Consider the following 23,624-nt stretch of genomic DNA (forward strand, 5'->3'; position numbering starts at 1 on the left):
TCCCACCGGATCCGGGGTTACGGAATGGGGGGCGTCAGTTGTTGAACTTCGTGTCCATACGCCGGTTGACGTGGGGTCAAATCTTCATGCCTCGATTCGGGAATCGAGCATGCCCGCGATTTTCCGCGTCAGCAATGATTCAATATCGGTTTGGCTGTAGCCGAGCTCCTCCAGCAGCACCCGCGTGTGTTCGCCGAGTTCGGGCGGCTGCAGCCTCAACTCCAGGCGCTGGCCGTCGAGGGTAAGGGGCGTTAGCGGAACCTTGGAGACCGAGCCGTCGTTCATGCGGACTGGCGCGAGTCCACCGGTTTCATTCAGATGGGGGTCGTCGAAAAGATCTTGCGGCTTGGTGATCGGCGCGAATGGCAGCCCGTTTCTCTGGAAGACCTCGCTCAGTTCGGCCACGCTGAAGCGGGCGAGGTGCGTGCGAAGTCTGGGCATCATCCAGTCGCGCGCGGCGACCCGGTCGTTGTTGGTCTTCAGTCGCGCATCCGCCAGCATCTCGTCCAGCCCGAACGCCTTGCAAAAAATTGCCCATTGCTTGTCGCTGACGGCGGCCAGGAAGATTTGTTCGCCGTCCTTGACGGTAAAGATGTCGTAGATGGCCCAGGCCGAGATGCGGCTGGGCATGGGCGCGGCGGCCTTGCCCGTGGCCGCGAACTGCATCATGTGCTGGGCCACCAGGAAGACGTTGTTCTCAAAGAGTGCAGACTGCACGTCGCAGCCCCTTCCGGTCAGGTCTCGTTGGTGCAGGGCGGCCATGGCCCCCATGGCTCCGAACATCCCGCCCATGATGTCGTTGACGCTGGCTCCAGCGCGTAGGGGGTCGCCCTCGCGTCCTGTCATGTAGGCCAGCCCGCCCATCATTTGCACCACCTCGTCGAGCGCGGTTCGGTGCTCGTAGGGCCCGGGCAGGAAACCCTTGTGACTGACGTAGATCAGCCGGGGATGGAGCTTACTCAGTGACGCGTAGTCCAGACCCAGCCGCTTCATGGTGCCCGGCTTGAAGTTTTCGCTGACGATGTCGGCGGTGGCGACCAGCCTGAGCGCTGCGGCGATGCCGTCGGGATCCTTGAGATTCAGCGCGATGCTCTTCTTGTTGCGGTTGAAACTCGGGAAAAATCCTGCGCCCGAGCCGCGCAAATGGCGGGTGCTGTCGCCCTCGACCGGTTCGACCTTGATGACCTCGGCCCCAAGATCGCCGAGCAGCATCCCGCAGGTGGGACCCATCACCATATGCGTGAATTCGACTACACGGATACCCGCGTAAGGCAGGTTGGAACGATCAGACATGCAATCCTTTTTGTATAAAGCCCTTGGGTAGGCCGGCCTCTGGCGTCATGCCGTAGACGGGTTCTCCGGGCAAGCCCTTCATGAGCGGCTGGCGCGCCTCGAATAAGGCGTCCAGGCGGATGCCCGTCGCCAGGCCCATCGCCTCGAACATGAACACCAGGTCCTCGGTCACCACATTGCCCGAGGCGCCAGGTGCGTAAGGACACCCACCGAGACCGCCGAGCGATGCGTCGAAGGTACGCACCCCCTCCTCATAGGCAGCCAGGCAATTGGCCAGCCCCAGGCCTCGCGTGTTATGCATATGCGCTGCGCCGGCATGGTCGCCGATCTCGGCCTTGAGCTTCTTGAACAGGCGCCGTACCTGCGCCGGGTTAGCGTAGCCGACGGTGTCGGAGAGCCCAATTTCGTCGATGCCAGCGGCAACGCAGGCCGCCGCCAGCCGGATCACGTCGTCCTCGGCAACCTTCCCCTGCAAGGTGCAACCGAACGCCGTGGAGATCCCGACCTCGAGGCGAACGCTGGGCGCGAGTTCGCGACGCAGCGCGGCAATAGACTCGACCTCCGATATCATTTCCTCGGGCGTCTTTCTCACATTGGCCAGCGAATGCGCATGGCTGGCCGAGACAGGCACGGTCAGCTTGTGGGCACCGGCCTGCAGCGCGGCCTCGGCACCTCTTCGGTTCGGCACCAGCGCCATCACCGTGAGTCCGGGCAGTCCGATGGCGTGGCGCACGACCTCTGCAGCGTCGGCCATCTGCGGCAACAGGCGTGTCGGGACGAAAGACGCGACCTCGATTTCACGCAATCCCGCTGCGTGCAGGGCGTCGAGCCAGCGCAGCTTGTCGGCTGTCGGCATGACGGCCTTGACCGACTGCAGGCCGTCGCGCGGGCCGACCTCGCTGATCAGGATGTCCGGCGTCATCGGGCGTCCCATTCGCGGACCGTCACTTCCGATGAACCCGAGGTGTGGATCGGATCGTCAAACGCGATCTGCCTGGCCTCATCGAGATGGCTGGCCCTGAGCAAGTAGGCGCCACCGGATTTGTCGGTGAACGGGCCGGCCAGCTCCAGGCGCGCCTCGCTTTTCAGGCGGTCGAGAAAGGCGTAATGCGCGGGCACGACCTGCGGGTCGAAATTCGGTGTGCGCAGGGTGAGGACGAGGTAACGGGGCATGGTGGATCGATCGGGTGTAGGGTTTTTCGGGACAGATTGGTTTCGAAGGCTAGTGCTGCGGCACGATGTCCAGCCCGAGGTAGCGGCTAAGGATCGTCGGATCATCCTCCAGCATCCGGGTGCTCCCTTCGAAGGCGACGGTGCCCTCTTCCAGGATGTAGTGGCGCCGGGCCAGCGTGCGGCACACGGCAAAACTCTGTTCGACCAGCACGATGGTGATGCCGCTCTTGCCGACATCGGAAATCAGGGCGATCAGTTCGTCGACGATGACAGGTGCCAGTCCTTCCGTGGGTTCGTCGAGCAGCAGCAACTGGGGGCCCTGCACCAGCGCGCGTGCCATGGCCAGCATCTGCTGTTCGCCACCGGAGAGAGCGCCGCCGGAGTTCCTGCTTCTCTCCTTCAGGCGCGGAAACGCATCGAACACGCGCTCCAGCGTCCACGGTGAATGCGGCCGCTGCGCGATCTGCAGGTTCTCCAGCACCGACAGCATGGTGAAGATGCCGCGATGCTCGGGCACCAGCGAGATGCCGACGCGCGCGATCATGTCGACTTCCCGGCCCGCTATATCCCGGCCTTCGAACAGCACCTGACCCTGGGTCGGTGCGAGCAATCCGACGATGCTATTGAGGGTCGTGGTCTTGCCCATGCCATTGCGACCAAGCACGCTGACGATTTCGCCGGCCTGCACCGACATGTTGATGCCGTGCAGCACTTCACTCTTGCCGTAGGCGGCGTGCACGTTGCGCAATTCAAGAAGAGGCTGGCTCATGCGGCGCTCCCGAGGTAGATGCGGCGCACGTCCGCGTTCTCGCGGATGTCCTGGGGCGTGCCCTCCGCGATGACGTTGCCGGTGAACATGACGGTGATGCGGTCGCTGATATCCATAACCACCCGCATGTTGTGCTCCACCAGCAGGATGGTGTAGCTGGACTTGAGTTGCTGCAACAGCGCCGAGATGCGCGGCACGTCGGCCAGGCCGAGCCCGGCCAGCGGCTCGTCGAGCATCAGCAGCCGCGGCTGCGACACCAGGCACATGCCGATCTCGACCACACGCTGGATGCCGCTGGACAGCGAGCCCACGGGCATGTGCGCATAAGCGCCGAGTTCCAGACGTTTCAGCACGTCGTCCACGACGCCGAGGCGCTCGGCCTCCTGCGACCAGCGGCGCCAGAAGTGCAGCGCACGGCCGGCCTGCATGCCCATCGCGGCGATCTGCAGGTTGAGCAGCACCGAGCTTTCCGGAAACAGGCTGGTGACCTGGAAGCTACGCGCCATGCCCAGCTTGACACGCTGGTGTCCGGGCGAACTGCTGATGTCGCGACCCTCCATCAGGATGCGGCCCCGGCTGCGCGGCAAGCGCCCACTGACCACGTTGAAGAAGGAGGTCTTGCCGGCGCCGTTGGGACCGATCAGCGCGTGCAGCGTGTTCGGCTGCAGGCTCACGCTGACCTCGCCGACGGCGCGGAATTTTCCATAGTCCAGGCCCAGGCCGTGGGTTTCGAGAAGTGGCGTCACGGCGCTCATGGGCGTTCCTCCTGCAGGGCGGCGGCGTTGGCGTTGGTGGGCGGGCGGCGCCTGAATTTTTCAGCCAGCTGGCGCCAGAGGCCGCTGAGCCCGTCCGGTGCGTAGAGCACCACGGCGATCAGCACGAAGCCAACGATCATCTGCCAGCGCGGCCAGATTCGCGACAGCTCTTCGGCCATCAGGGTCATGGCCAAGGCGCCGAAGGCTGCACCGATCAGCGAGCGCCGCCCGCCGAGGATCGCCATCACCAGGATAGTCTCCGAGGTCAACAGGTCAATGTTCGACAGCGGCGCCGAACGTAGCTGCAGCGCGTAAAGCGCTCCGGCAAGTGCCGTCAGCGCGCCCGAAATGCAGAAGGCGACGAGTTTGAGTTTTTGCACGTTGTAGCCAACGGTGACGGCACGGATTTCGTTTTCCCGGGTCGCGTCGAGAACCTTGCCGAACGGCGAGCTCACGACCCGGCGCAGAAACGCGAAGACGCAAAAGAACGCCAGCACCACCAGCAGATATTGCGCCTGTCCTTCGTTTACCAAACCGTCCAACCCCAGCGCCGGCCGCGGGATGTCGAGTAGGCCGTTTTCGCCGCCGGTCAGCGACGGGAACGAGAGCGCAGTAAAATACGCCAGCTGCGCCATAGCCAGGGTAATCATCACGAAGTAGATGCCGCGCTGGCGAATGCTCAGCGCGCCAATGATCAGCGCGAGCGTCATGCCGGCCGCCATCGACAGAGGCAGCGCGGCCAAACCCAGGTCCGGCCAGGTCTTCAAGGCCAGTCCGACGACATAGGACCCGACGCCGAAAAAGCTGCCTTGGGCGAAACTTAGCAAGCCTGCATAGCCGAGCAGCAGATTGCACGACGCGGCGGCAATAGCGAAGACCAGCACGACGGAAGCGGTCGCTACCGAGCCCATGAGACTGGGCAGCACGAGCGCCAACGCGGCGAGGGCGACATAGAAGGTCACAGCTGATTGAAAAGGTGAGTTACGCACGGCCGAACAAGCCTTTCGGTTTAACAAGAAGAATGCCCGCCATCACAAGAAAGATCATGAGTCGCGCGCCTTCGGGCCAAATTGCGCTCATGAGGCTTTGCGTCACGCCGATGATCAGGCCGCCGATCAGCGGTCCGCTGAAGCTGCCGATGCCGCCGAGGACAACTACCACAAAGGCGATCACGATGGCCTCGACGCCCATCGAGGGGTCTGCGCCACGCAGTGGTGCGGCCAGGCCGCCAGCGAGGCCAGCCAGACCGGTTCCCAACGCAAAGGTCAGCGCATAGACGCGCGATACCTTCACGCCCATGAGGCTGAGCATGTTCGGCGACTCATTGCCGGCCCTGACCTTGGCGCCGAACAGGGTGCGCTCGAACAGCAGCCAAAGCAGGGCACCGATCAGCGCACATGCAAAGAAAATGAATACCCGGTACTTGGGGATAGGGTAGGCGCCGATGAACAGCACGCCGTTGAGGAATTCCGGCATCGGCACCAGCTGGGGTTCAGGCCCGAAGATCAGCACGACCATCTCGGTCAGGACAAAGGTCAGCCCCACGGTGATCAGGATCTGGGATTCGTGCGACATCTTGTAGGTGCGCCGCAGCAGCCAGCGTTCGGCCACGACACCCAGCACCGCCACACCGCAGAACGACGAGGCGATGCCGAGCGCGAAACTGCCGGTGGCGGTCGACACCGCCATGGCGATGTAGGCACCGACGAGGAAAAGCGCCCCGTGCGCAAAATTGACGAAGCCGAGTAAACCGAAGATGATGCTCAGTCCCACCGACAGCAGGAAATAGATCATCCCGATTCCAAGCCCGTTCAGGGCCTGGAAGACATAGATATTCATTTTTTGTCGCGCCCGTCGCTCAGATCATCTTGCAGTCGGATTCGCCGCGCGTGACCACCGACCGCGATGAATAGATGACGTCGGCATAGTCGTCGGCGTCCTTCATTGCCGCCTTCTTCTTGCCCTTGAGCAACAGATAGTTTTTGATGACCTGGTGGTCGAACCCACGGACCTCCTCCTCGCCGGTCAATCCCTGGTACTTGTAGTTTTCCAAAGCCTTTACCATGGCGGCCGGCTCGTCGCTGCCAGCGCGTTTCGCCGCATCGAACATCAGCGTAGCAATCTGATAATCCGCGGCCGAGTAAAAACGCGGGTTCTCTTTGAATTCGTCCTTGTAGGTCTTGAGGAAAAGCTTGTTGCCCGGCGTGTCAAGGTTGTGCCAGTACTGGACCCCGAAGTACATGCCTTCGGTGACGTCGGCGCCCAACGACTGGAAGGTGTCGAGGCCGGAGAACCAGACCACGACCACCGCCATGCGCTGCTTGATACCAAAACTTGCCGCCTGGCGAAGCAGGTCCAGCGTGTTAGCACCAAAGTTCAGCACCACCAGTACGTCGGCGCCGGAGCTCATGGCATTGCCAAGGTAGCCGGAGAATTCCTTTTCTGCGAGCGCGTGGTAGCTGTTACCGGCATGCTCGAGCTTGCCTTCGGCCAGTACGCTCTTGGTGTTGCGCAGCAGCGCCTCTCCGAAAACATACTGTCCGGTGATGGTGTAGAAGCGCTTCCACTTCGGGTTCTGCTGGATCAGCGGGCGCAGCACCGTATTGACGGCGCCGAAGGTCGGCAGGGTCCAGCGGAAGGTCGCGCGGTTGCAATCCTTGCCGGTCACCTCATCAGCACCAACGTAGGTGATGTAGACGCCCTTGTTCTTGTCGATTTCCTTCATGATGGCCAACGCCTCGTTGGACAGAGCCGCGCCGCCGAAATGCCGGGCCTTGTCCTGATCGATGACCTGCTGGACCTTGCGCACCGCGATCGCCGGGTTGCCCTCGGTGTCGATGCGGCGGTAGTCGATCGGTCGTCCCAGCTGGTTGCCATAGGCCTTGACCGCCGAGCGCACGCCGAGATCGCTGAACTTGCCGCTGACCGCGAAATTGCCCGAGAACGCGTTGACGCTGTAGTAGACGAAAGGTTTGGCCTGGGCAATGGCGAACGAGGGCAGCGCAAGCGCTGCGCCTGTGGCGCTGGTTTTCTGAATGAATGTGCGGCGATCCATGATGTCTCCTGTCGTTGATTTGGTGGAAAAGCGAAGATCTAAACGCTGGCGCGCGCGGCATGCTGCGCGGCGCGTCGGCCGAACACCAGGCCGCGAAGCACCGATGTCGAGCCGTTGTAGACCTGGTGGTAGATGCCCATAGTCTCGCCGGCGGCGTACAGACCCTGCATGACCTTGCCGTCCTGGTCGATCACCTGGGCGTCAACGTTGACCTTCAGCCCGCCGAACGTGAAGCAGTTGGTCGGAATGATCGGGTAGGCGTAAAACGGCGCCTTGTCGATCGGGCGCGACCAGTGGCTCTTGGGCAGCGGCAGTCCGGTCGTGGCGCGGTGGTCTAGCGCGAACGGCGTGAACTCGCCCGCCTCGGGCGGGCAGGCGCGGTTGAATGCGCCGATTGTTTCGGCCAAGGCGTCACCATTCAGTCCGATCTGGCGAGCCAGATCCGCGAGGTTATCTGCCTTGTATGGCGGCAAATCGCTGCGAATGCTGGTTTTCCAGCGCGGGATGTCTTCCACCCGCGAGTCGAAGATCACATAGCTGATGCCGTCCGGCGTGTCGGCGATCGAGCGCGTGATGTTGTCGTAGTTCGCATCGACGGTGCCTGGCGCTTCGTTGATAAAGCGCTGGGCCAGCTTGTCGACAAGGATGCCATAGGGGTAAATAAAAACGACCGCTTCGGCCTGGCGCGAGCGCGGGTCGACCGGCTCGGCGTGGTAAGAGCCGAACTCGCCGGCGGGCGCGGCACCGGCATTCAAGGCCATACGAATGCCTTCTCCCTTGTTGTAATAGCCGCCGATGGCGACCGGGCGGATATGCCGCGAACGCGGCCCTATGTATTGCGCCATCATCTCGGGATTTCCCTGGAAACCACCGCTGGCGAGAATGACGTTCTTTGCCGTCAGGTTCAGGCGCTTGCCCTCGGGGCCGGTGCACACCAGGCCGGTTACCGCGCCGTCGTCGCCCCGCAGCAGGTCCACGGCCGTGGTGCGATAGTGGATCTCGCCGCCAAGCGCCACAGCCTTGGCCATCAGGGTCTCGATGATGGCGAGGCCGCCGCCCTGCGCCGCGATTCGTGTGGTGTTCTGGGTCAGCAGGTAGATTGGCTGGGGGCCGAATTTGAGTCCGTGGCCCTTGAGCCATTGGATCGTCGGCGGAACCGATGTCGCAAAGGACGAGACCACTTCGGGATCGGGAAACGCGTGCGACTTGACGAACGCTGGCCAGTGCTCGTAGTTGTCGCCGGCGGCGTCGAGCACATTCGGATCGAGGTTGACGCCTGGGTTGTTCGCGAAGTGTTCCTCGAAATCGTCCGCGATTTCCGAGTCATTCTTCATGCGCATATAGGCTTCGGTCCAGCGCGAGTTTCCACCGAAGTGGTCCTCGCCAGAACGCTCTAGGTTGATGACCTTCAGTCCCTGTTCCAGTGCCGTGACCGCGGCGGAAAGTCCCGCCACGCCGCAACCGACGATGAGGAGGTCGGCGTCCAATGTCTTGTTCATATCTCTTTGTCTCCTGGTATTGCTGTAGTGATCGCTGGGGGCGGGTTATCCGAGCACGAAGGCGTTGCGGCGATCCGGCTTGGTCGTAATCCAGACGCTCTTGGTCTGCAGGTATTCCTTGACGGCCTCGATGCCGCCCTCGCGGCCGACGCCGCTGCGTTTGTAGCCGCCGAATGGTGTCGTGAAGCTGGTGGATCGGTAGTTGTTGACCCACACTGTGCCGGCCTGCAGGCGATCGGACATGTAAAAAGCCCGATGTAAGTTCTGCGTCCAGACGCCGGCGGCTAGGCCGAACGGGGTGTCGTTGGCGATCCGCAGCGCCTCATCTTCCGTGTCGAACACGATCACCGAGAGCACCGGACCGAACACCTCCTCCTGTGCAATGCGCATGTCGTTGGTGACGTCGACGAAGATCGTCGGCGCGATGAATTGGCCCTGGCCGTAGCCTTCGCCCGTCAGCGCATGTCCGCCGAGCACGCAGCGCGCGCCCTCGGCTTTCGCGATCTCGATGTAATTGAGAATGCGTTTGAACTGCGGCGTGGTCGCGATGGGGCCGATCTGCGTTTCCATTTTGGCCGGATCACCGATCACCGCCTGACCCGCCATCTCGGCGAGACTCTTTACGAACTGGTCGTGGATACTGCGCTGGACCAGCAGGCGCGAGCCCGCCATGCAGGTCTGACCTGCCGCACCGAAGATACCGGCGATCGCACCCTTGACGGCCTGGTCAAGATCGGCATCGTCGAACACGATGTTGGCCGACTTGCCGCCGAGCTCCAGGGTTATTTTCTTAAAATCCGACGCGGCGATCTCGTTGATCTTCTGGCCCGCAACATCACCGCCGGTAAAGCCGATCTTCGCGATCTTCTTGTGCCGCACCAACGGCTCGCCGACCTCGGCGCCGAAACCTGTGACGACGTTGATCACGCCTGGCGGGAAGCCGGCCTCCTTTGCCAGGGCGGCCAGTTCCAGCAGCGAGGCGGAGGTGAACTCCGAGGGCTTGATGACCAGCGTATTGCCAGCCGCTAACGCCGGCGCCATCTTCCAGACCGTCAGTGCGAGCGGGGAGTTCCAGGGCGTGATCGCGGCCACGACGCCTAGTGGTTCGTACTTCACATAGTTGAATACCCCCGGCTTGTTGATCGGCACGACGGCGCCATGCACCTTGTCGGCCAGACCGGCGTAGTAGTGGAACCACTGCGCGACATTCAAAACCTGGCCCGAAACTTCGGCGATCAGTTTGCCGTTATCGCGCTGTTCGGTCTCGCTGAGCAGCTTGACGTTTTCCACGACGAGGTCGGCCAGCTTGCGCATCATTGCGCCACGCTGCGTCGCCGTGAGTTCACTCCAGGACGGGTGATGAAAAGCCGCATGGGCCGCCTCGACGGCCTTGTCAACGTCGGCGGCGTTGCCCCTCGGGACCTGGGACCAGACCTGGCCAGAGTAAGGCTCACTGGAGTCGAGCCACTCGCCGCCGGCGGGGTCGACCCATTCGTTGTTGATAAAGAGTTGGTAGCGTTTCATGGGCTGGCTAGTGTCAGAGTGAAATTGGTGCGAAGTCTAAAACGGTTCTAAAATAATGTCAATCGTTCTGCTAGGTAGAACTTTTATTTGACGCTACCCTCTCCACCAACGATTGAGAACTATGACCAAATCCAAATCCACCAACGCGCCGGACCTCCAAGACGACTCCACCGCCGGCGTGGCCGCAGTCAACCGGGCGCTGGCCTTGTTGGCGGCTTTTTCGAAGCAGCATCCTTCCTTCACATTGACGCAGCTCGCGGAATCCACGGGTCTCTACAAAAGCACGGTGCTGCGGCTCGCCGAATCGCTGGAACTGCACGGCTACCTAGTGCGCTCGGCCGCCGGCGTCTTCACTCTGGGTCCGACACCGATGCGGTTGGCGGCGCTTTACCGCAGCAACCTGCATCCGGCCGAAGTTGTGATGCCGATCCTCCGCGAACTCATGCAGGTGACCTCCGAAAGTGCCGCGCTCTACGTTCGCGCAGGCGACAAACGTCTTTGTGCTTACCGTGTGAGCTCCTCGCGCGCGATCAGCGACAACGTTCAGCAAGGCGAGCTGCTCTCTCTCGAGAAGGGCGCTGGCGGTCATGTGTTGATGGCGTTTTCCGGCGAGACGGGGATGCAGTACGAAAAGATCCGCAGGCAGATGCTCTCGATCACCCTGGGCGAGCGCGACAGCGAAACCGCGGCGATCGCCTGTCCGGTGTTCGGCGTGGATCAGAAGCTCGAGGGCGCGCTGTCTTTGTCCGGCCCGATCCAACGCTTCAGACCGTCTGACATCAAGCGCATGTCGCCCAACCTTGTCGTGGCGGCCCGCGCGATGACCGCCGGACTCGGCGGTGATGCCGACGTCTACGAGAAATTCCAGGGAAGCTAACAAACCTGCGCCTTGCCGGGTGAACCCGCCCGCCGCTCAGCGGCCCAGACGCGTGAGCATGTGCAGCGTCTTCCCGGCTTGGCTGGGATTTCTCCTGACACTTGGGATGGCTAAGGCGCTAGGGGAACTCCTGAGTTCCCAGGAAGGAGCGCAGCACCTTATGGCTGCTTGGCAGGGTGTTGCGAGTTCGGCCTCATCGGTGATGCTAGCGAGTCGATGTGCGCGATGGCAGACTAATACTTCACGCATGCTCAACCAACTGGACGCACCTGGGCATCCGTCCACATCGGGCTTCACCGATCCTCAATAGCCTGTGACAGGGCGAGTGGCGCGGAACCTCTTAGCCGCTAAGACGGCGGCCGCGAAGTGTGCATTGCCCAGGCCTTGGAACAGTCCTGATACCAGCGAAAGCGTTTTTACATCTCACCAACCCCGGACAGCATCTCGCCGGAAACGCTCTCCATGCGGTCCTCTCCCATCATCGGTGGGGATTCGCGCACGGCCACCATCGGTCGTGCGTAATTCTTGCGACCGGGACTCAGCCGTACAAGGCCTTGCGAACCTTGCTCGCGTTTTGGCTACAAATTGCTCTGAAGTTCTTGCTGATTCGCGCGTCGCCGCTTGCTGCTGCCCAGAAGTGCTCCGCCGCATGGGCGGCCGTGAGCCAGGCGTCTTTCTCGGCGGGCAGGGGCAGAGGGGGCACAAACTCCTTTACCGGCAACTCCACGCCGCGCACCGGGGCGTACCCCATGGGCAGCATGTCATATACCGGGGCCGGTTGAAGCCCGGGCCTGAACGACAGGTTGCCGTCGTGCATGTCTGTATTGGCAATGAGCTGCCCGAACAACCAAAGTCGTTGCAGGGCGGCCAGGCATTCGGTATCGATGAGCCCTTGCCTGAGCAGGGCGGCGCCGCCCTCCGGCCAAGGCTTGCCGGCAAACCCAAACAGAGCTGCGTTCAAGGCTGACCAAGAACAGACGGGCGAGCGCCCGAGCCTGCCATGGCGGTCAAACCGCTCCACCTCCAGGAAAGTTCGCCCGCCCGCCTGATGGATGCGGCTGACCGCGGCCTCAAGACCCAGGTGCTCGGCCACGGCGCACAGGGCCAAGTGTTCGCAGACCAGCAGGTCAGACCAGCGCACAGTTCCGGGCGCCTCATCGGAGCCCGAAAACTTGACGATGACGTGGATCGGCTTGCCCGCCACCTCGCGAAACGCGGTGAACTTCGGGAACTCTCCTCCTGCCGAGGAGCCCGCAGTCCCGTGAGTCATAGCCTCTTCGGCCTTGAGCAGGTAGGCAGGCACAACTTGGCTCGATTCCAGGGGAAGTGCGTTCTGTTGAGAATGGGCCAGCCACTGGCGCAATGCCGGCTCTCCCAGGACGTAGTTGCCTGGCGTGTCACTGCCTAACAACGTCAGCGCATGCAGCGTGTCGTCCTCCGACCAAACCTTGGGGTCCGCGCTGACTTGGAGCAAGTCGGCGTGACGTCGAGCAAAGTGCCGCCCCAAGAATCCTTGTGGGCGCATATCGTCCAGAAAGTAGGGAAGGCCTTCAAACCAGCCGTCCCGCATGTCTTCATCCAACGGCCAGTCAAGCGACTCAAGAAAGTCAAGCGCACACCCTGCCGGATAGACCGGATACAGCATCGCAACTTCGTGGGCCTGGCCGTCCTGGTCAATGCGGTAGAGCGGCAGCGCCTGCAAACTGCCGCGCAGCGCACGGCGGGCAGCGTATGCTGTCCTGCGCGCCCGCCCGCGAGCAACTACCTGCGAGCCAAGCTCACGAACTGCGCGCATGAGCGTCGCGCGACTGATGCCAAGCCGCTCAAGCAGTTGCTTGGCGGGCAGCTTGTGCCAGGTGCGTAGTGTTCGGAGCAGGTCCTCGGAAGTCGTCATGAAACGATTTTCAAGTAGATTAAAAAAAATTTTGTGAATGATAATTTCGCCAATAGTCATTGTAATTTGAAACGATTATTGAAACGATAAATTAAAACCTCAACACTTTTCATTCGAGGGGCACGTCGGCCTGGACTCGACCCCCGAGGCGTACTTGCGCCATGTGTTGCAGCGCATCGGTGAGCATCCGGTCAACCGGGTGGCTCAATTGTTGCCATGGAATGTGGCGGCCCAAATCCAGCGACAGCCAGACAATGACAACCAGCGGCCGCCCGCCTGACCTCTCCATCGCCTTTGCCTTGAAGGGTGTCCACCTGCGGTGCACACCAGCACACCAGCACGCCACTAAGCCTCATGGCGCTGGACTTGTACCCGACTCGTTGGGCACCTGCTCCGGCTCTGGCGCCGGGGCAGTGGTCGGGACTTGCGTCTGCAGCAGACCCTCCTTCAAGAGCGCTTCCACGATATCGGCCTGGCGCACATCGCGTCGCCGCTTTAGCTCTGGCCTTTTCTGCGCGTTGTCAGCCATCCAGCGTTTGAAGCTCACGAACACAGCGGGGTCAATGGTTCGCATAAGCGCCATGCGCCCCGTCGCGGAGATGACCAGATGCTCAAACAGGGGCGTACTTGTCAGCACCGCAGCGCGCTCGGCTTGCACGGGCCACAAGTCCTCCTCGTCGTCCGTGAAACGAAACGGGTGGGGGTCACCCTCTGCGACCTGGCGGCGCAGGAAGTCCACCTCGAACCCCTTATCATCAATCGCTGTTTCGGCCTGCCCCTCCTTGCGCCGAAAGCTCGGTTCGGCCTTTTGCAGCACCTCGAGCATAGACTTGTCGAGCTTGTCCATGGTGGTGACAAAGCTCACGCGCCGCCCGGCATCCCAAAGCAGGTCGATATCCTGCGTTGCCAGCGCTCCCTGCACGATGCGAACGCCAGCAGCCGTCTCATAGGCGTACAGAGCGTGGGTACCAACCACCCTGAAATGTTCACCCAGACCCGCACCCTCAAGAGCCTGCAATACGGCAACGACTTTGGACGGCACACGACCAGCCTTCAGCGCCTTGTTCAATCGCTCGGCCTCTTTCAGGGCGCCTTGCAGTGACTTCAGTCGCGCCTCTATCTCGGTCTTGCGCTCGGTGAAATCCTTGAAAATCGCCTCCGTCTTGGCGGAGCGTGGGTCGATGCGCTTTTGACGGTTGTCGGGCAGGGTTTTGACGAGGTACTCATATTCCCCCTGCCGCTTCCAGTACATGCCGCCCACGTAGGCCCGCGCCGCCCTCTCAACGCGGCGCCACTCCTCGAAGATGGTGGAAGCGTCGATGACTTGTCGGGCTGCGTTGTCTGAAAGCGGTAGATAGTCCATTAGCCGTATAAATATTGTTTTTGCATTTTGTACGGCTAATTCAATAAAATCAATAAGTTATATGAATTTTTACACCATCGATACGTCATCAACGACGTAAGTGGCCCCACACAGACGCTCACCCATCCAGAAATGGCGGGCGAATTGAGAGCCTTCACCAACACCATGCGGTGATCTAACGGGCTATTTCGGCGTTACCAAAAAGTGATTTCTAAGCAGCAGTTGATTGCCTGCGCGCAGCTGGCGCAGCAACCCAGAGTCCTGGGCGTTCTGGTCTTCATGCATCACTTCGCTGGCCCACCGGGCAAGCATTTCCTGTGACATCGACTCGCGGCCGGTAACATTATTTCGAAAAGCAGGTCGAATCATGCTCAGTCCCTGCTTGAAGCGGTAGAGCAAGCACAGCCAGTGCCCGCGCACGGAGCCATAACGCGAACGAACCACCTTCAGTGTTTGGGACTGGGCCACGTAATACATGCTCAGCACCATGGCGCGACGAGTTGCATCCTCGCTGGCGGTGGCCATCCCATCTGCTGCACGCAGCAGTTCGCGATGAGCGCAGCTGACGGCCGCATTCCGCCTGGTATGGGACCCTTCCAGAATGTCCGCCGCCTGAATCAAGTCGTCAGGGGTGACCGCACAGGTTCCACTCCAGCCGGTGCTGGTGTCGAAGGCGTAGATTTTGGCCGATAGATGCGCAAGGGCTGCACCGCCCTCACCCCAACTTTTTGCCATGCTTACCGACCATCCCGGATTGCTGCCTACCAACAAGTTTGCCCAGAACTGATCTTCGTTTTTTTGCATGCAGTCCCTGGGATTACAGGTTGGTCTCGGGGCCGTTGATTTGACCGGAAATGCGGGCGCTAGGGTGCATGATCAGATCTGCGTCGTACTGGATGCCGCCCTTCACTTTGGCTGTGGGGCTGCGCTCGATGACTTTTCGAGCGTGGAGCTTGCCGTTCACAATACCTTCCACGTAGATGTAGTCCGCAGTGATCCGACCGGTGGCAATAGTTGCGCCGCCAGCGGTATGGATGGAGCCGGCCTTGTCCAGCTCGATCTTGCCGTTGTACTCACCGTCGAGACGAATGCCAGGCCAGCATCACCGCGGACACCATGGCTGCTTTGAAGAGGGAGGCGAGACGGGTCATATGGGGTTCTCCTATTGGGATCGATGAAATAGGTAATGGGTTGAAACCAGCTTCACACGGATTGCGGGTTTGTCAATGGAAGGGTCTGACGGAATTCGTTGCGGTAGGCCCATACCACTGCGGCGAGGGCGTCGCATGTCCTGGCGCACCCGGCCCCAACGGATAGGGAAACGGATTTCCAGCGTCCGCCATGGCCTGCCCAGCTTGCTGACATGATGTTTTCTTTTCTGAGGGTGGGTTGAGGCTCTGAGTTATCCGGGGTGTGGGGCTGTGGTGCCGTTCTGAATCAGCGGACCATGAGTTCCAGCGCGTCGTCGGGCTGGCCGGTTTCAAAGTGCTCGCTGAGGTCGATGGCGCGGTCGTACATGCCCATGAGGCGCTGTTTGAGCATGAAGCGGGCATCCCCATCCAGGGGCTGGCGGCTGGCGGTCTGGACGATGAGCCGGAATTTCTCGCTGGCCACCACTTCCAGACCCATGGCAAAGCGTCCCCCCATCCAGACGGCGAAAACGCCGGCGTCTTTCATGGCGGTCTGGAATTCAGGGTTTTCCTCCGTGCGCTGTACCCAGTCACGGATGCGCTGTTTGCGTCCCTTTTCCATCATGGGCAGGGAGCCGGTGTAAGCCTGGGTGATGTCGGGGCGAAAGTGGCCGAGTTCGCGGCTGACCTGTTCCCGGGCAGCCAGATCGGCGCTGCGTACTTCGTCGGTGACGTGCAGGGGGGCGTTCTTGCTCACTGGCGCGGCCATGCCTGCCAGTCGGGCATAGCGGCGGGCGGCGTACTGGTGGCGCAGGCCATGGGCGGTGACGCCGAGCTGGTCGCGGGTGATGCCGATTTTGCGGCACTGGTAATAGAAGTGGGCCTTGCTCTGATCCAGGCGTTTGCCCTGGATGGACAGGGTTCCCTTGCGATTTTGCTGGGCGTGGAGTTTTGCCCGTTCAAGTACATCTCTCTGCCACTCGCGCATGGCAGGGTCCTCGTCAAAGTCCACGTCGCGTGGCAAGCCGCCTTTGGTGCCGTGTAGGACGCGCAGGAAGGTGCCGCAGTCTGCCGCCTGGGGATTGAGCTGGATGGATTCCTTCATGCGCAGGCCGAATGCCGCCTGTACCTCCAGTTGGATGGCGGTGATGGCGCTTTCCTTGCTCAGCTCGGCCAGCACCTTGTGCAGGTCAACCTGGTTCTCATCCCATGCCTTGCTCTCGGTGGGGATGTTCTGCCGGGTAATGGGTGCGGTGACACCCTGGCGGTTGAGCCAGGTCTTCAAGTCCTCTCCCTTGGGGATGGCGCTGTCTTTTCCGATGAACGTGAGGAAGCGGCGCAGGATGCTGATCTTGTTCTGGATGGTGGAGGCGGCCTGGCCGCGCGCGCCCCAGTGTTTGATGAGTTTGACGGCATGGCTTTTGCCGATTTCGCCTATTTCCTGCACGCCTGCGCGAAGTTCACTGAGTTCATCGAGCATGCGGATGAGCTCGTCGGCGTAGACGGTGCGGGTGCGTTCTGATACGGGGCGTGCTCTGCCGGTTCCGGCGCGCAGGGTGAATTCGCCGAAGAACATGGCCATTTGCGCCTTGGGGTTCCTTTTGTAGCGTTGCTGGGCGCGCTGCAGGACACTCACGCCCGTGCCGGAGCCTGCTCGTTTGGCCTGGGCGACGCGCTTGGCGCTTCTGAGTTCTGATGAGATCAGGCGGTTGACTTCCCGGGCGCTGAGTTCTTTGCTGCCGTGGAGAGCGGTTTGGTCTTGTTTGGTCATATCTACGCTTTCGGTTTGGATGTACTTACTGGTTTGAAATGGAAGTCACGGAGCCCATCAAGTAGGTGTCTGTTGGTCCAGTGCTGGCCGTGACATGCCTGTGCCCACGTATTTGAATAGCGTCGTGTCGTCGGTCTTGGTCGCTGGCATAGGCATGTCACGTTCCTGTTTTCAATTCATAGGGCGCATAGCCGGGTACAGGTGCAGGGTGTGCATCTGTGCTCATAGGCATCGCGCTTTTCAATCTCACTGCTCTGTTCCTCCGGTGCTGACGTCACTGGGCTCACAAGGGCGCACCTGTCCCCACGGTCTTTCGTGCCATCACGCTGGTGATTGGTTTCCTGTTTTTTGCGGCCCCAGGCGGGCATGTCAGGTTTGGTCGCGGCTCGTTAGCAAGCTCTCCTAAAGTCCGCATTCGCTTTATTGTCGATAGCGACACCCCGGAGTTGTTGAAGCGGTTGGCTGGTTCGAAGCGTCGGTCGCGCGAGATTGTTTACCTGCTGCGACTTGGGTTGCAACTGGAAATGAGGCTCAACGGCAAGGTGCCCATGATTGGCCATGCGTCATCGGAGAGCGCACCGCCATCGAATCAGGTTCCCGCGCCGGCGGCCCCCGTACCTGCACCGGTTTCAGGGACGAGTACCCCTGCTGATATTCCGTTTGGCGGTGACTTCGCAGCTATAACTGGATTGGACGCCGACTACTTTGCGGGTGCGCCAATCGCCTACTCTGACTAGAAGCGAGTTTGAGACCAGATGCATGCAGAAGTGGCCGGATGTTCCGGCCATTTTTATGCGTGTAGCCGCCTCGGGTGATGAGCCTCAGGCAGTCTTCCTTTGCCCGTTGCATTTTGGGTGGTTGACGTAGACCGTTTCTGTGAGATTCTGTATGTGTCAAAGGCAAATTGAGAGGTACATATGACTACTCGTGTTGATAAAGAGCTGACTGCAGAAGACTTTCGCCAGAACTATGTTCCTGAGCCAGCAATGGCAGTTGAAGGCCCGAACCGCCACTGGCTTCTGGATAGCCCTGCAGGTCGTGATCTGCTCAAGTTGAAGCTACTCAAGTTGGACCATCGCTCTGATGTGTCTCTCTGGGGTGAAGGTCAAGAGTTCGATGGCCACCTGAACCGTATGGTGGACGAGCTGAAACTGCGTGACCTCGCAAAACCCGAACTCCCCATGGATCTTCTCAAGGTCAATTTCGAGCTGCTCAAGATGATGGCCGCAGTCCAGTTTGGCCTGTCCTAACAGGCTATTGAAATACCCCCAACAATAGGGCTATCCGAAATACTCGCTCCATACCCGACGTTGACATCGGCAGGTTGGGTGTCGGCAATGTGGCGCCGATTTCGATGATTGCTGCACCCGCAACCGGCCAACAGCTGCCGGTCAAACGTGTGCCGTCGAATGCCTGCAAGAGACTGACAAGAGCCAGTCGACTTACGGAATTGCTTGCTCCATTCCCGACATTGGAACCAACAACTTGACCGTCAGCAATGGGGCGACGATTTCGATGACCGCAGCACCAGCAACCGGCCAGAAGCGGACGGCCCGCGTCCTGTCAGAATCCGCAAATGACTCGACTTAAATCGATGTACGAACCAACGTGGCTGTGCGAACAAACTCGGGCGACTCGAGCTCTCATCAAGTTCATTCGTGACCATCAGGGCGAGCCTGTTGCCGACCTTTTGCAATGCTTGGCCGCCCTCGAAGGCAAGAATGTCGAGCAGGCGGTCCAGCATGCACGTCGCGTTAAGCCTGCCGGGATGGGCGGCATTACGGACTGGTTCCCACCTGTGATGTTTGCAGATGAAGACGACGAGTACGTCACGGAGGTACTTGTCTCGTTGGTTCACCATTGGGCCCACCTGATGAGTCTCTCGTTCAAGGCCGCGGCCGGCTAACGGCCAACTGCGGATGTTCGACCTCGCTGTTCAATTTGTGCAAACATGATTGATTTCAAGTTCATTACCCGCGACGAACTTACCCAAGCAGCATTCCAAGAGGCCCCGGTCTGGGTCGAGTGGGAAGAGCCCGAGCAAGACCTTGAGATTGCTTCGTGGGGAGTGGACGTCGTTGCAGCTCGGCGGTTGCGTGCGTTAAAGCCAGACCCGCATGCCGAGTACTTCTTCCCGTACCTTGGCAAGGCGCCCCTGAGTCTGGTCCGTGGAACGTACATGGCTGCTGAGGCCTATCCACTGCGCAATGCGGTCAGGTTTAGGGACGACTATCTTATTCGGATCGCACGGCAGAATTATTGTTGGTGCCTCGGCGGAAACTCGCGAGAAGCAAGCTTGCGAAATCTGCTTGCGGCCGGGCTCTCCGTCTCGGCCATGTAGGCCAGCGCCAGCCCGATGGATGCGGCCGATGGAAAGTCCACGAAGGGGCGATAGACGATCTTGTTGCTGACAAAGCGCTGCATAACCGATGGCACGAGCGCCACACCCAGCCCGCTTTCCACCAACGCCAGCACGGTCTGAATCTGGATGGCTTGTTGTGCCACGCGGGGGATGAACCCGGCCTGCTGGCAAGCGAGCATGGCCGTACTGTGCAGACCGGAGGCATGCGTGGGGGCATACATGATGAACGACTCGCCAGCCATGTCTGACAGTTTGAGCAGCCCCTTATTAGCCAAAGCGTTGCCGCGGGGCAGCGCTGCGATATATTCGTCGCGCTCCAGCTGGACCAGCGTTGCCTTGGATGCCTGCAACAGCGGCACGCGCACCAGGCCAATATCCAGTGCGTTGTCTTCCAGCTGCTGCATGATGTCCACCGAGGTTGCTTCACGCAGGATCAATTCAACGCCGGGATATTCGGCGCGAAACAGCGGCAGCAGTTTTTGCAGCATCCCATAGGTGGTCGAGCCGACAAAACCGATCTGCAAGGTTCCACCGGTTCCCTCGACCGTGCTTTTCGCCGTCTCGCGAAGCTGGTTGCCGTGAAACAGCAGCCTCTTGGCTTCCACCAGCACAGCCCGCCCGCTGGCCGTCAGCGTGACACCGGTGGATTCGCGGGCAAACAATTTGACGCCCAGCTCCGCTTCCAGCTTCTGAATGGAAACCGTCAGCGGCGGCTGCGCCATGTGCAGGCGTTCTGCCGCACGGCGGAAATTGAGCGTCTCGGCAAGGATGACGAAGTGGCGGATGCGTCGCAGGTCCATGGGTTTGGCGGAATCGTTGCCGCCAAGCATAACTGAGCGTCCCGCCGCCGCCGCCGCCAGCGCCTCGCCTGCGCGCACCTCAGCCCTTGAAAACAGGAGGGCGCTTGGCCAGAAAGGCCGAAACCGCCTCCTTGTGGTCATCCGTCTGATGCGACATCGCCTGAAAGGCCGACGCCATTTCCAGCAGTGTGTCCAGGCGCGTGTGCATGGCTTCCCGCAGCAGCCGCTTGGTCAGGCGCACGGCATGCGGCGGATTGGCCGCAATGCGCAAGGCCAGCTCATTCGCCGTGGCAAGCAGTTGATGGGCTGGCACCACGCGCGACACCAGGCCCCAGCTCGCTGCGAGGTCCGGCCCAATGACCTCACCCGTGAAGGACATCTCGGACGCACGCGACATACCGATGATGCGGGGCAGCAGCCAGGCGCCGCCGTCGCCCGGAATGATCCCCAGCTTGACAAAACTTTCGGCAAATTTGGCATGTTCCGAGGCGATACGAATATCACACATGCAGGCAACGTCCAGGCCGGCGCCTATAGCAGCGCCATTGACCGCAGCGATGACCGGAACTTCGAGGTTGAACAGTGCCAGCGGCAGTCGCTGGATGCCGGTGCGGTATTCCTGGCGAATCTGCATGCCGCTGACCTCGCCAGAAGCCTGTCGCTCCATGTCGCGGATGTCGCCGCCGGAGGAAAAAGCCGTACCGGCCCCGGTCAGGATGACGGCGCGCACGCTGCGGTCGTTGTGAATGCGGTCTATCGCGGCCAGAAAGTCCGGCACGGCCGAATTACCCGTCAGCGGATTGCGGCGCTCGGGTTCGTTCATGGTCAGCGTGACCACGTGGCCTTGCTGTTCGTACAAAAGAAAGTCGGACATGGGATGGGCCTCCTCAGGCTGTGTCATAGACCTCCAGCGTAGAGGATTTACCTCACACCGTCCAATATCGATAGATACAAAATTGATACCAAATACGTATTGCTAAATGGATGCATTATTCAGATTATTTAATAAAAATCTCTCAAAAAATTGATACCAAAAAAATATCAAAAATCAACTAATAAATATTGGACGGTATCAGGCACTACTCCTATCCTTGGCTCATCGAAATAGACAGGAGTTCCCCATGAAAACGGCGCTAGGGCACCTCAAGGTGCTCGATTTGACCCGCATCCTTGCCGGCCCGTGGGCCACGCAAAACCTTGCCGACATGGGTGCTGAAGTCATCAAGATCGAGCGGCCCGGCGTGGGCGACGACACCCGCGCCTGGGGCCCTCCTTTCCTGAAGGACGCCAACGGCCAGGAAACCCGCGACTCCTCCTACTTCCTGAGCGCCAACCGCGGCAAACAATCGGTGACCGTCGATCTGGCCAGCCCGGACGGCCAGGAGATCATTCGTCAACTGGTGCGCGATGCGGACATCCTGGTCGAAAACTACAAAGTTGGCACGCTGGCCCGTTATGGCCTGGCCTACGACGACCTGCGCAAGATCAATCCACGCCTGGTCTACTGCTCGGTCACCGGTTTCGGCCAGAGCGGCCCCTATGCGGCGCTGCCGGGTTACGACTATGTGTTTCAGGGCATGGGCGGCCTGATGAGCATCACCGGCATCCCCGACGGTGAGCCCGGCGCGGCCCCCATGAAAAGCGGCATCGCCATCAGCGACCTGCTCACCGGCATGTACGCGACAACCGCCATTCTGGCCGCCATTGAACACCGGCGCGAAAGCGGTGAGGGCCAGTACATCGACATGTCCCTGCTGGACTGCATCGTCTCGATCAACTCCTACCAGGCGATCAATTACTTCCTGTCGGGAAAAATCCCGCAACGCATGGGCAACGCGCACTCCAACATGGTGCCTTACCAGGTGTTCCGCTGCAAGGAAGGTGACATCATCATCGCCGTCGGCAACGACGGCCAGTACGCGGCTTTCTGCAAGATGATTGAACGTCCGCTGCTGGCGACCGATCCGCTGTACATCAGCAGCGCGCAACGCAACCGCAACCGCACGACACTGATCCCCCTGATCGCCGAAGCCATGCTGGCACGCACCATGGAAGAGTGGGTCACGCTGCTGGAAGCCAACAACGTGCCCTGCGGCCCCATCCACAACATGAAGCAGGTGTTCGAAGATCCGCAGGTCACACATCGCGACATGCAACTGTCCTTACCGCACAAAACAGGCGTCCATGCACCCAGCGTCGCCAACCCGATCCGGCTGTCCGCCACGCCTATCCGTTATGAGCGTTCGGCACCCACGCTGGGCGAACACAACCAAGCCATCCTGAGCGAGCGGCTGGGGCTGTCCGACGAACGTATGGCCGACCTGCAAGCCCGAGGCGTCGTCTGAACGCCCCCACCCGATAAAAACCAACCGGAGACCTTCCCATGAACATTCGATTCACCCGCCGCGCTGTTGCAGCCGCGTCCCTTTTCCTGGCCTTTGGCAGCTCCAGCGTCCAGGCGCAACAAGACGCGCCTATCCGTTTTGTCGTGCCTTACCCCGCAGGCGGCGCTGCCGACCAGATCACACGCCTGGTCGCTCAGGACGCCTCCCTCATTCTGGGCCGGCCCATCATCATCGACAACAAGGCCGGCGCGGCCGGCATGATCGCCGGGGATATCGTGGCGCGCGCCGAGCCCGACGGCAAGACATTTTTTGTCGGATCCAACGCACCACTGGTCATCAACGCCGCGCTTTACGCCAAGATGCCTTATGACCCGGAAAAGGCCTTCATTCCCGTGGCCGGCATGGGCAAGTCCCCGCTGTTGCTGGTCACACGCAAGGAGCTGAAGGTCAACACCGTCAGCGAGTTGATCGCGCTGGGTAAAAAAGACCCGGGGAAGCTGACCATGGGCTCGGCCAGCAGTGGCAACATCACCCACCTCGCGGGTGAATACGCCAGCACGCTGATGGGCTTCAAGGTGACCCATGTTCCTTATGCCGGCAGCGCGCCCGCCATCATGAGCATGATGGGCAATAACGTCGACATCATGTTCGATGCGCTGCCCTCGTCCATGCAACAGGTCAAGGCCGGCAAAATCCACGCGCTGGCGATTCTCGACAACACGCGCTTTCCGCAACTACCGAACATCCCCACCCTGAAGGAGGTCGGCTACCCGAATGCCGAGGCCAGCGCCTGGTTTGGCGTGGTCGCGCCGGCACGCACCTCGCCGGCGATCGTCAACGAAATGAACAAGGCCATCAACGAAGCGCTCAGGAAGCCCGAGCTGCTCGACAAGCTGCGTACCATCGGCGCCCAACCCATGCCCGGCTCGCCGGAAGTTTTCGGCAAGTTCATTGCCGACGAACGTGCACGCTGGATTCCGCTGGCCAAGTCGCTGGGCGTGAAAGCGGACTGAC

General features: G+C 60.9%; 22 protein-coding genes and 1 pseudogene. 6 read left to right on the forward strand and 17 right to left on the reverse strand.

All coding sequences use genetic code 11. From position 1 onward, the window contains the following. Positions 1-84 precede the first annotated feature (84 nt). Genes AC1DS5_RS08860 through AC1DS5_RS08905 form a run of 10 tightly spaced genes read right to left on the reverse strand, consistent with a single transcriptional unit; the run spans position 85 to position 10,068 of the window. The gene (locus tag AC1DS5_RS08860) at positions 85-1,293 is read right to left on the reverse strand and encodes a CaiB/BaiF CoA transferase family protein (protein ID WP_477717879.1); all 1,209 of its coding nucleotides are present in this window, start codon (positions 1,291-1,293) and stop codon (positions 85-87) included. Then, the gene (locus AC1DS5_RS08865) at positions 1,286-2,215 is read right to left on the reverse strand and encodes a hydroxymethylglutaryl-CoA lyase (RefSeq protein ID WP_477717880.1); all 930 of its coding nucleotides are present in this window, start codon (positions 2,213-2,215) and stop codon (positions 1,286-1,288) included. Before AC1DS5_RS08865 ends, AC1DS5_RS08860 begins: the two co-directional genes overlap by 8 nt. Continuing rightward, positions 2,212-2,466 (reverse strand): YciI family protein, encoded by a 255-nt coding sequence (locus tag AC1DS5_RS08870; RefSeq protein WP_477717881.1) that lies wholly within the window; start codon positions 2,464-2,466, stop codon positions 2,212-2,214. Before AC1DS5_RS08870 ends, AC1DS5_RS08865 begins: the two co-directional genes overlap by 4 nt. 49 nt (positions 2,467-2,515) lie before the next feature. Further along, complete coding sequence (locus AC1DS5_RS08875) at positions 2,516-3,235, reverse strand: ABC transporter ATP-binding protein (RefSeq protein WP_477717882.1); 720 nt, start codon at positions 3,233-3,235, stop codon at positions 2,516-2,518. Then, the gene (locus AC1DS5_RS08880; RefSeq protein ID WP_477717883.1) at positions 3,232-3,990 is read right to left on the reverse strand and encodes an ABC transporter ATP-binding protein; all 759 of its coding nucleotides are present in this window, start codon (positions 3,988-3,990) and stop codon (positions 3,232-3,234) included. Before AC1DS5_RS08880 ends, AC1DS5_RS08875 begins: the two co-directional genes overlap by 4 nt. Next, a complete protein-coding gene (locus AC1DS5_RS08885; RefSeq protein ID WP_477717884.1) occupies positions 3,987-4,952 on the reverse strand; it encodes a branched-chain amino acid ABC transporter permease in 966 nt (321 codons plus the stop codon). The genes AC1DS5_RS08880 and AC1DS5_RS08885 overlap by 4 nt, the downstream gene beginning before the upstream one ends. A 19-nt stretch (positions 4,953-4,971) precedes the next feature. Beyond that, the gene (locus AC1DS5_RS08890; protein ID WP_477717885.1) at positions 4,972-5,829 is read right to left on the reverse strand and encodes a branched-chain amino acid ABC transporter permease; all 858 of its coding nucleotides are present in this window, start codon (positions 5,827-5,829) and stop codon (positions 4,972-4,974) included. Between the two features lie 19 nt (positions 5,830-5,848). After that, positions 5,849-7,045, reverse strand: a complete 1,197-nt coding sequence (locus AC1DS5_RS08895) for an ABC transporter substrate-binding protein (RefSeq protein WP_477717886.1) — start codon at positions 7,043-7,045, stop codon at positions 5,849-5,851. Between the two features lie 38 nt (positions 7,046-7,083). Beyond that, complete coding sequence (locus tag AC1DS5_RS08900; protein WP_477717887.1) at positions 7,084-8,544, reverse strand: FAD-dependent oxidoreductase; 1,461 nt, start codon at positions 8,542-8,544, stop codon at positions 7,084-7,086. A 45-nt stretch (positions 8,545-8,589) separates the two neighbouring features. Next, on the reverse strand, positions 8,590-10,068 hold the full coding sequence (locus tag AC1DS5_RS08905) for an aldehyde dehydrogenase (RefSeq protein ID WP_477717888.1): 1,479 nt from the start codon (positions 10,066-10,068) through the stop codon (positions 8,590-8,592). Positions 10,069-10,189: 121 nt separating this feature from the next. On the opposite strand from AC1DS5_RS08905, the gene AC1DS5_RS08910 reads away from it, so the two are divergent. Continuing rightward, a complete protein-coding gene (locus AC1DS5_RS08910) occupies positions 10,190-10,945 on the forward strand; it encodes an IclR family transcriptional regulator (protein WP_477717889.1) in 756 nt (251 codons plus the stop codon). A gap of 538 nt (positions 10,946-11,483) precedes the next feature. Here the strand turns inward: AC1DS5_RS08910 and yjjJ are convergent. Further along, positions 11,484-12,899 carry a type II toxin-antitoxin system HipA family toxin YjjJ gene (gene yjjJ, locus AC1DS5_RS08915; protein ID WP_477717890.1) on the reverse strand — a complete coding sequence of 472 codons (1,416 nt, stop codon included), beginning with the start codon at positions 12,897-12,899 and terminating at the stop codon, positions 11,484-11,486. A 67-nt stretch (positions 12,900-12,966) separates the two neighbouring features. Here yjjJ and AC1DS5_RS08920 point away from each other — a divergent pair. Then, a pseudogene (locus AC1DS5_RS08920) lies at positions 12,967-13,119 on the forward strand (transposase domain-containing protein); the annotation flags it as partial. 72 nt (positions 13,120-13,191) lie between these two features. On the opposite strand, the gene AC1DS5_RS08925 reads toward AC1DS5_RS08920, so the two are convergent. From AC1DS5_RS08925 to AC1DS5_RS08940, 4 genes are all read right to left on the reverse strand, one after another. Beyond that, on the reverse strand, positions 13,192-14,202 hold the full coding sequence (locus tag AC1DS5_RS08925; RefSeq protein ID WP_477717891.1) for a GSU2403 family nucleotidyltransferase fold protein: 1,011 nt from the start codon (positions 14,200-14,202) through the stop codon (positions 13,192-13,194). A 183-nt stretch (positions 14,203-14,385) separates the two neighbouring features. After that, positions 14,386-15,006, reverse strand: a complete 621-nt coding sequence (locus tag AC1DS5_RS08930) for a hypothetical protein (RefSeq protein WP_477717892.1) — start codon at positions 15,004-15,006, stop codon at positions 14,386-14,388. Positions 15,007-15,019: 13 nt separating this feature from the next. Continuing rightward, positions 15,020-15,292: a bactofilin family protein gene (locus AC1DS5_RS08935; protein ID WP_477718005.1), complete on the reverse strand. Its 273-nt coding sequence runs from the start codon at positions 15,290-15,292 to the stop codon at positions 15,020-15,022. Positions 15,293-15,639: 347 nt separating this feature from the next. Further along, complete coding sequence (locus AC1DS5_RS08940) at positions 15,640-17,103, reverse strand: tyrosine-type recombinase/integrase (RefSeq protein ID WP_477717893.1); 1,464 nt, start codon at positions 17,101-17,103, stop codon at positions 15,640-15,642. Between the two features lie 917 nt (positions 17,104-18,020). Between AC1DS5_RS08940 and AC1DS5_RS08945 the strand changes: the two genes are divergently transcribed. Together AC1DS5_RS08945 and AC1DS5_RS08950 are read left to right on the forward strand one after the other, a co-directional pair. Beyond that, positions 18,021-18,353 carry a hypothetical protein gene (locus AC1DS5_RS08945; protein ID WP_477717894.1) on the forward strand — a complete coding sequence of 111 codons (333 nt, stop codon included), beginning with the start codon at positions 18,021-18,023 and terminating at the stop codon, positions 18,351-18,353. Positions 18,354-18,679: 326 nt separating this feature from the next. Next, entirely contained in the window at positions 18,680-19,009 is a 330-nt protein-coding gene (locus AC1DS5_RS08950; RefSeq protein ID WP_477717895.1) for a hypothetical protein, read from the forward strand. A gap of 350 nt (positions 19,010-19,359) precedes the next feature. Here AC1DS5_RS08950 and AC1DS5_RS08955 read toward each other — a convergent pair whose 3' ends face one another. After that, positions 19,360-20,265 (reverse strand): LysR family transcriptional regulator, encoded by a 906-nt coding sequence (locus tag AC1DS5_RS08955; protein WP_477717896.1) that lies wholly within the window; start codon positions 20,263-20,265, stop codon positions 19,360-19,362. A 79-nt stretch (positions 20,266-20,344) separates the two neighbouring features. Beyond that, positions 20,345-21,139: a crotonase/enoyl-CoA hydratase family protein gene (locus tag AC1DS5_RS08960; RefSeq protein ID WP_477717897.1), complete on the reverse strand. Its 795-nt coding sequence runs from the start codon at positions 21,137-21,139 to the stop codon at positions 20,345-20,347. A 247-nt stretch (positions 21,140-21,386) separates the two neighbouring features. On the opposite strand from AC1DS5_RS08960, the gene AC1DS5_RS08965 reads away from it, so the two are divergent. Then, positions 21,387-22,610 (forward strand): CaiB/BaiF CoA transferase family protein, encoded by a 1,224-nt coding sequence (locus AC1DS5_RS08965; protein ID WP_477717898.1) that lies wholly within the window; start codon positions 21,387-21,389, stop codon positions 22,608-22,610. A 38-nt stretch (positions 22,611-22,648) separates the two neighbouring features. After that, positions 22,649-23,623 carry a Bug family tripartite tricarboxylate transporter substrate binding protein gene (locus AC1DS5_RS08970; protein WP_477717899.1) on the forward strand — a complete coding sequence of 325 codons (975 nt, stop codon included), beginning with the start codon at positions 22,649-22,651 and terminating at the stop codon, positions 23,621-23,623. Position 23,624 lies beyond the last annotated feature (1 nt).

The sequence above is a fragment of the Polaromonas sp. P4_H1 genome, from assembly GCF_056400945.1.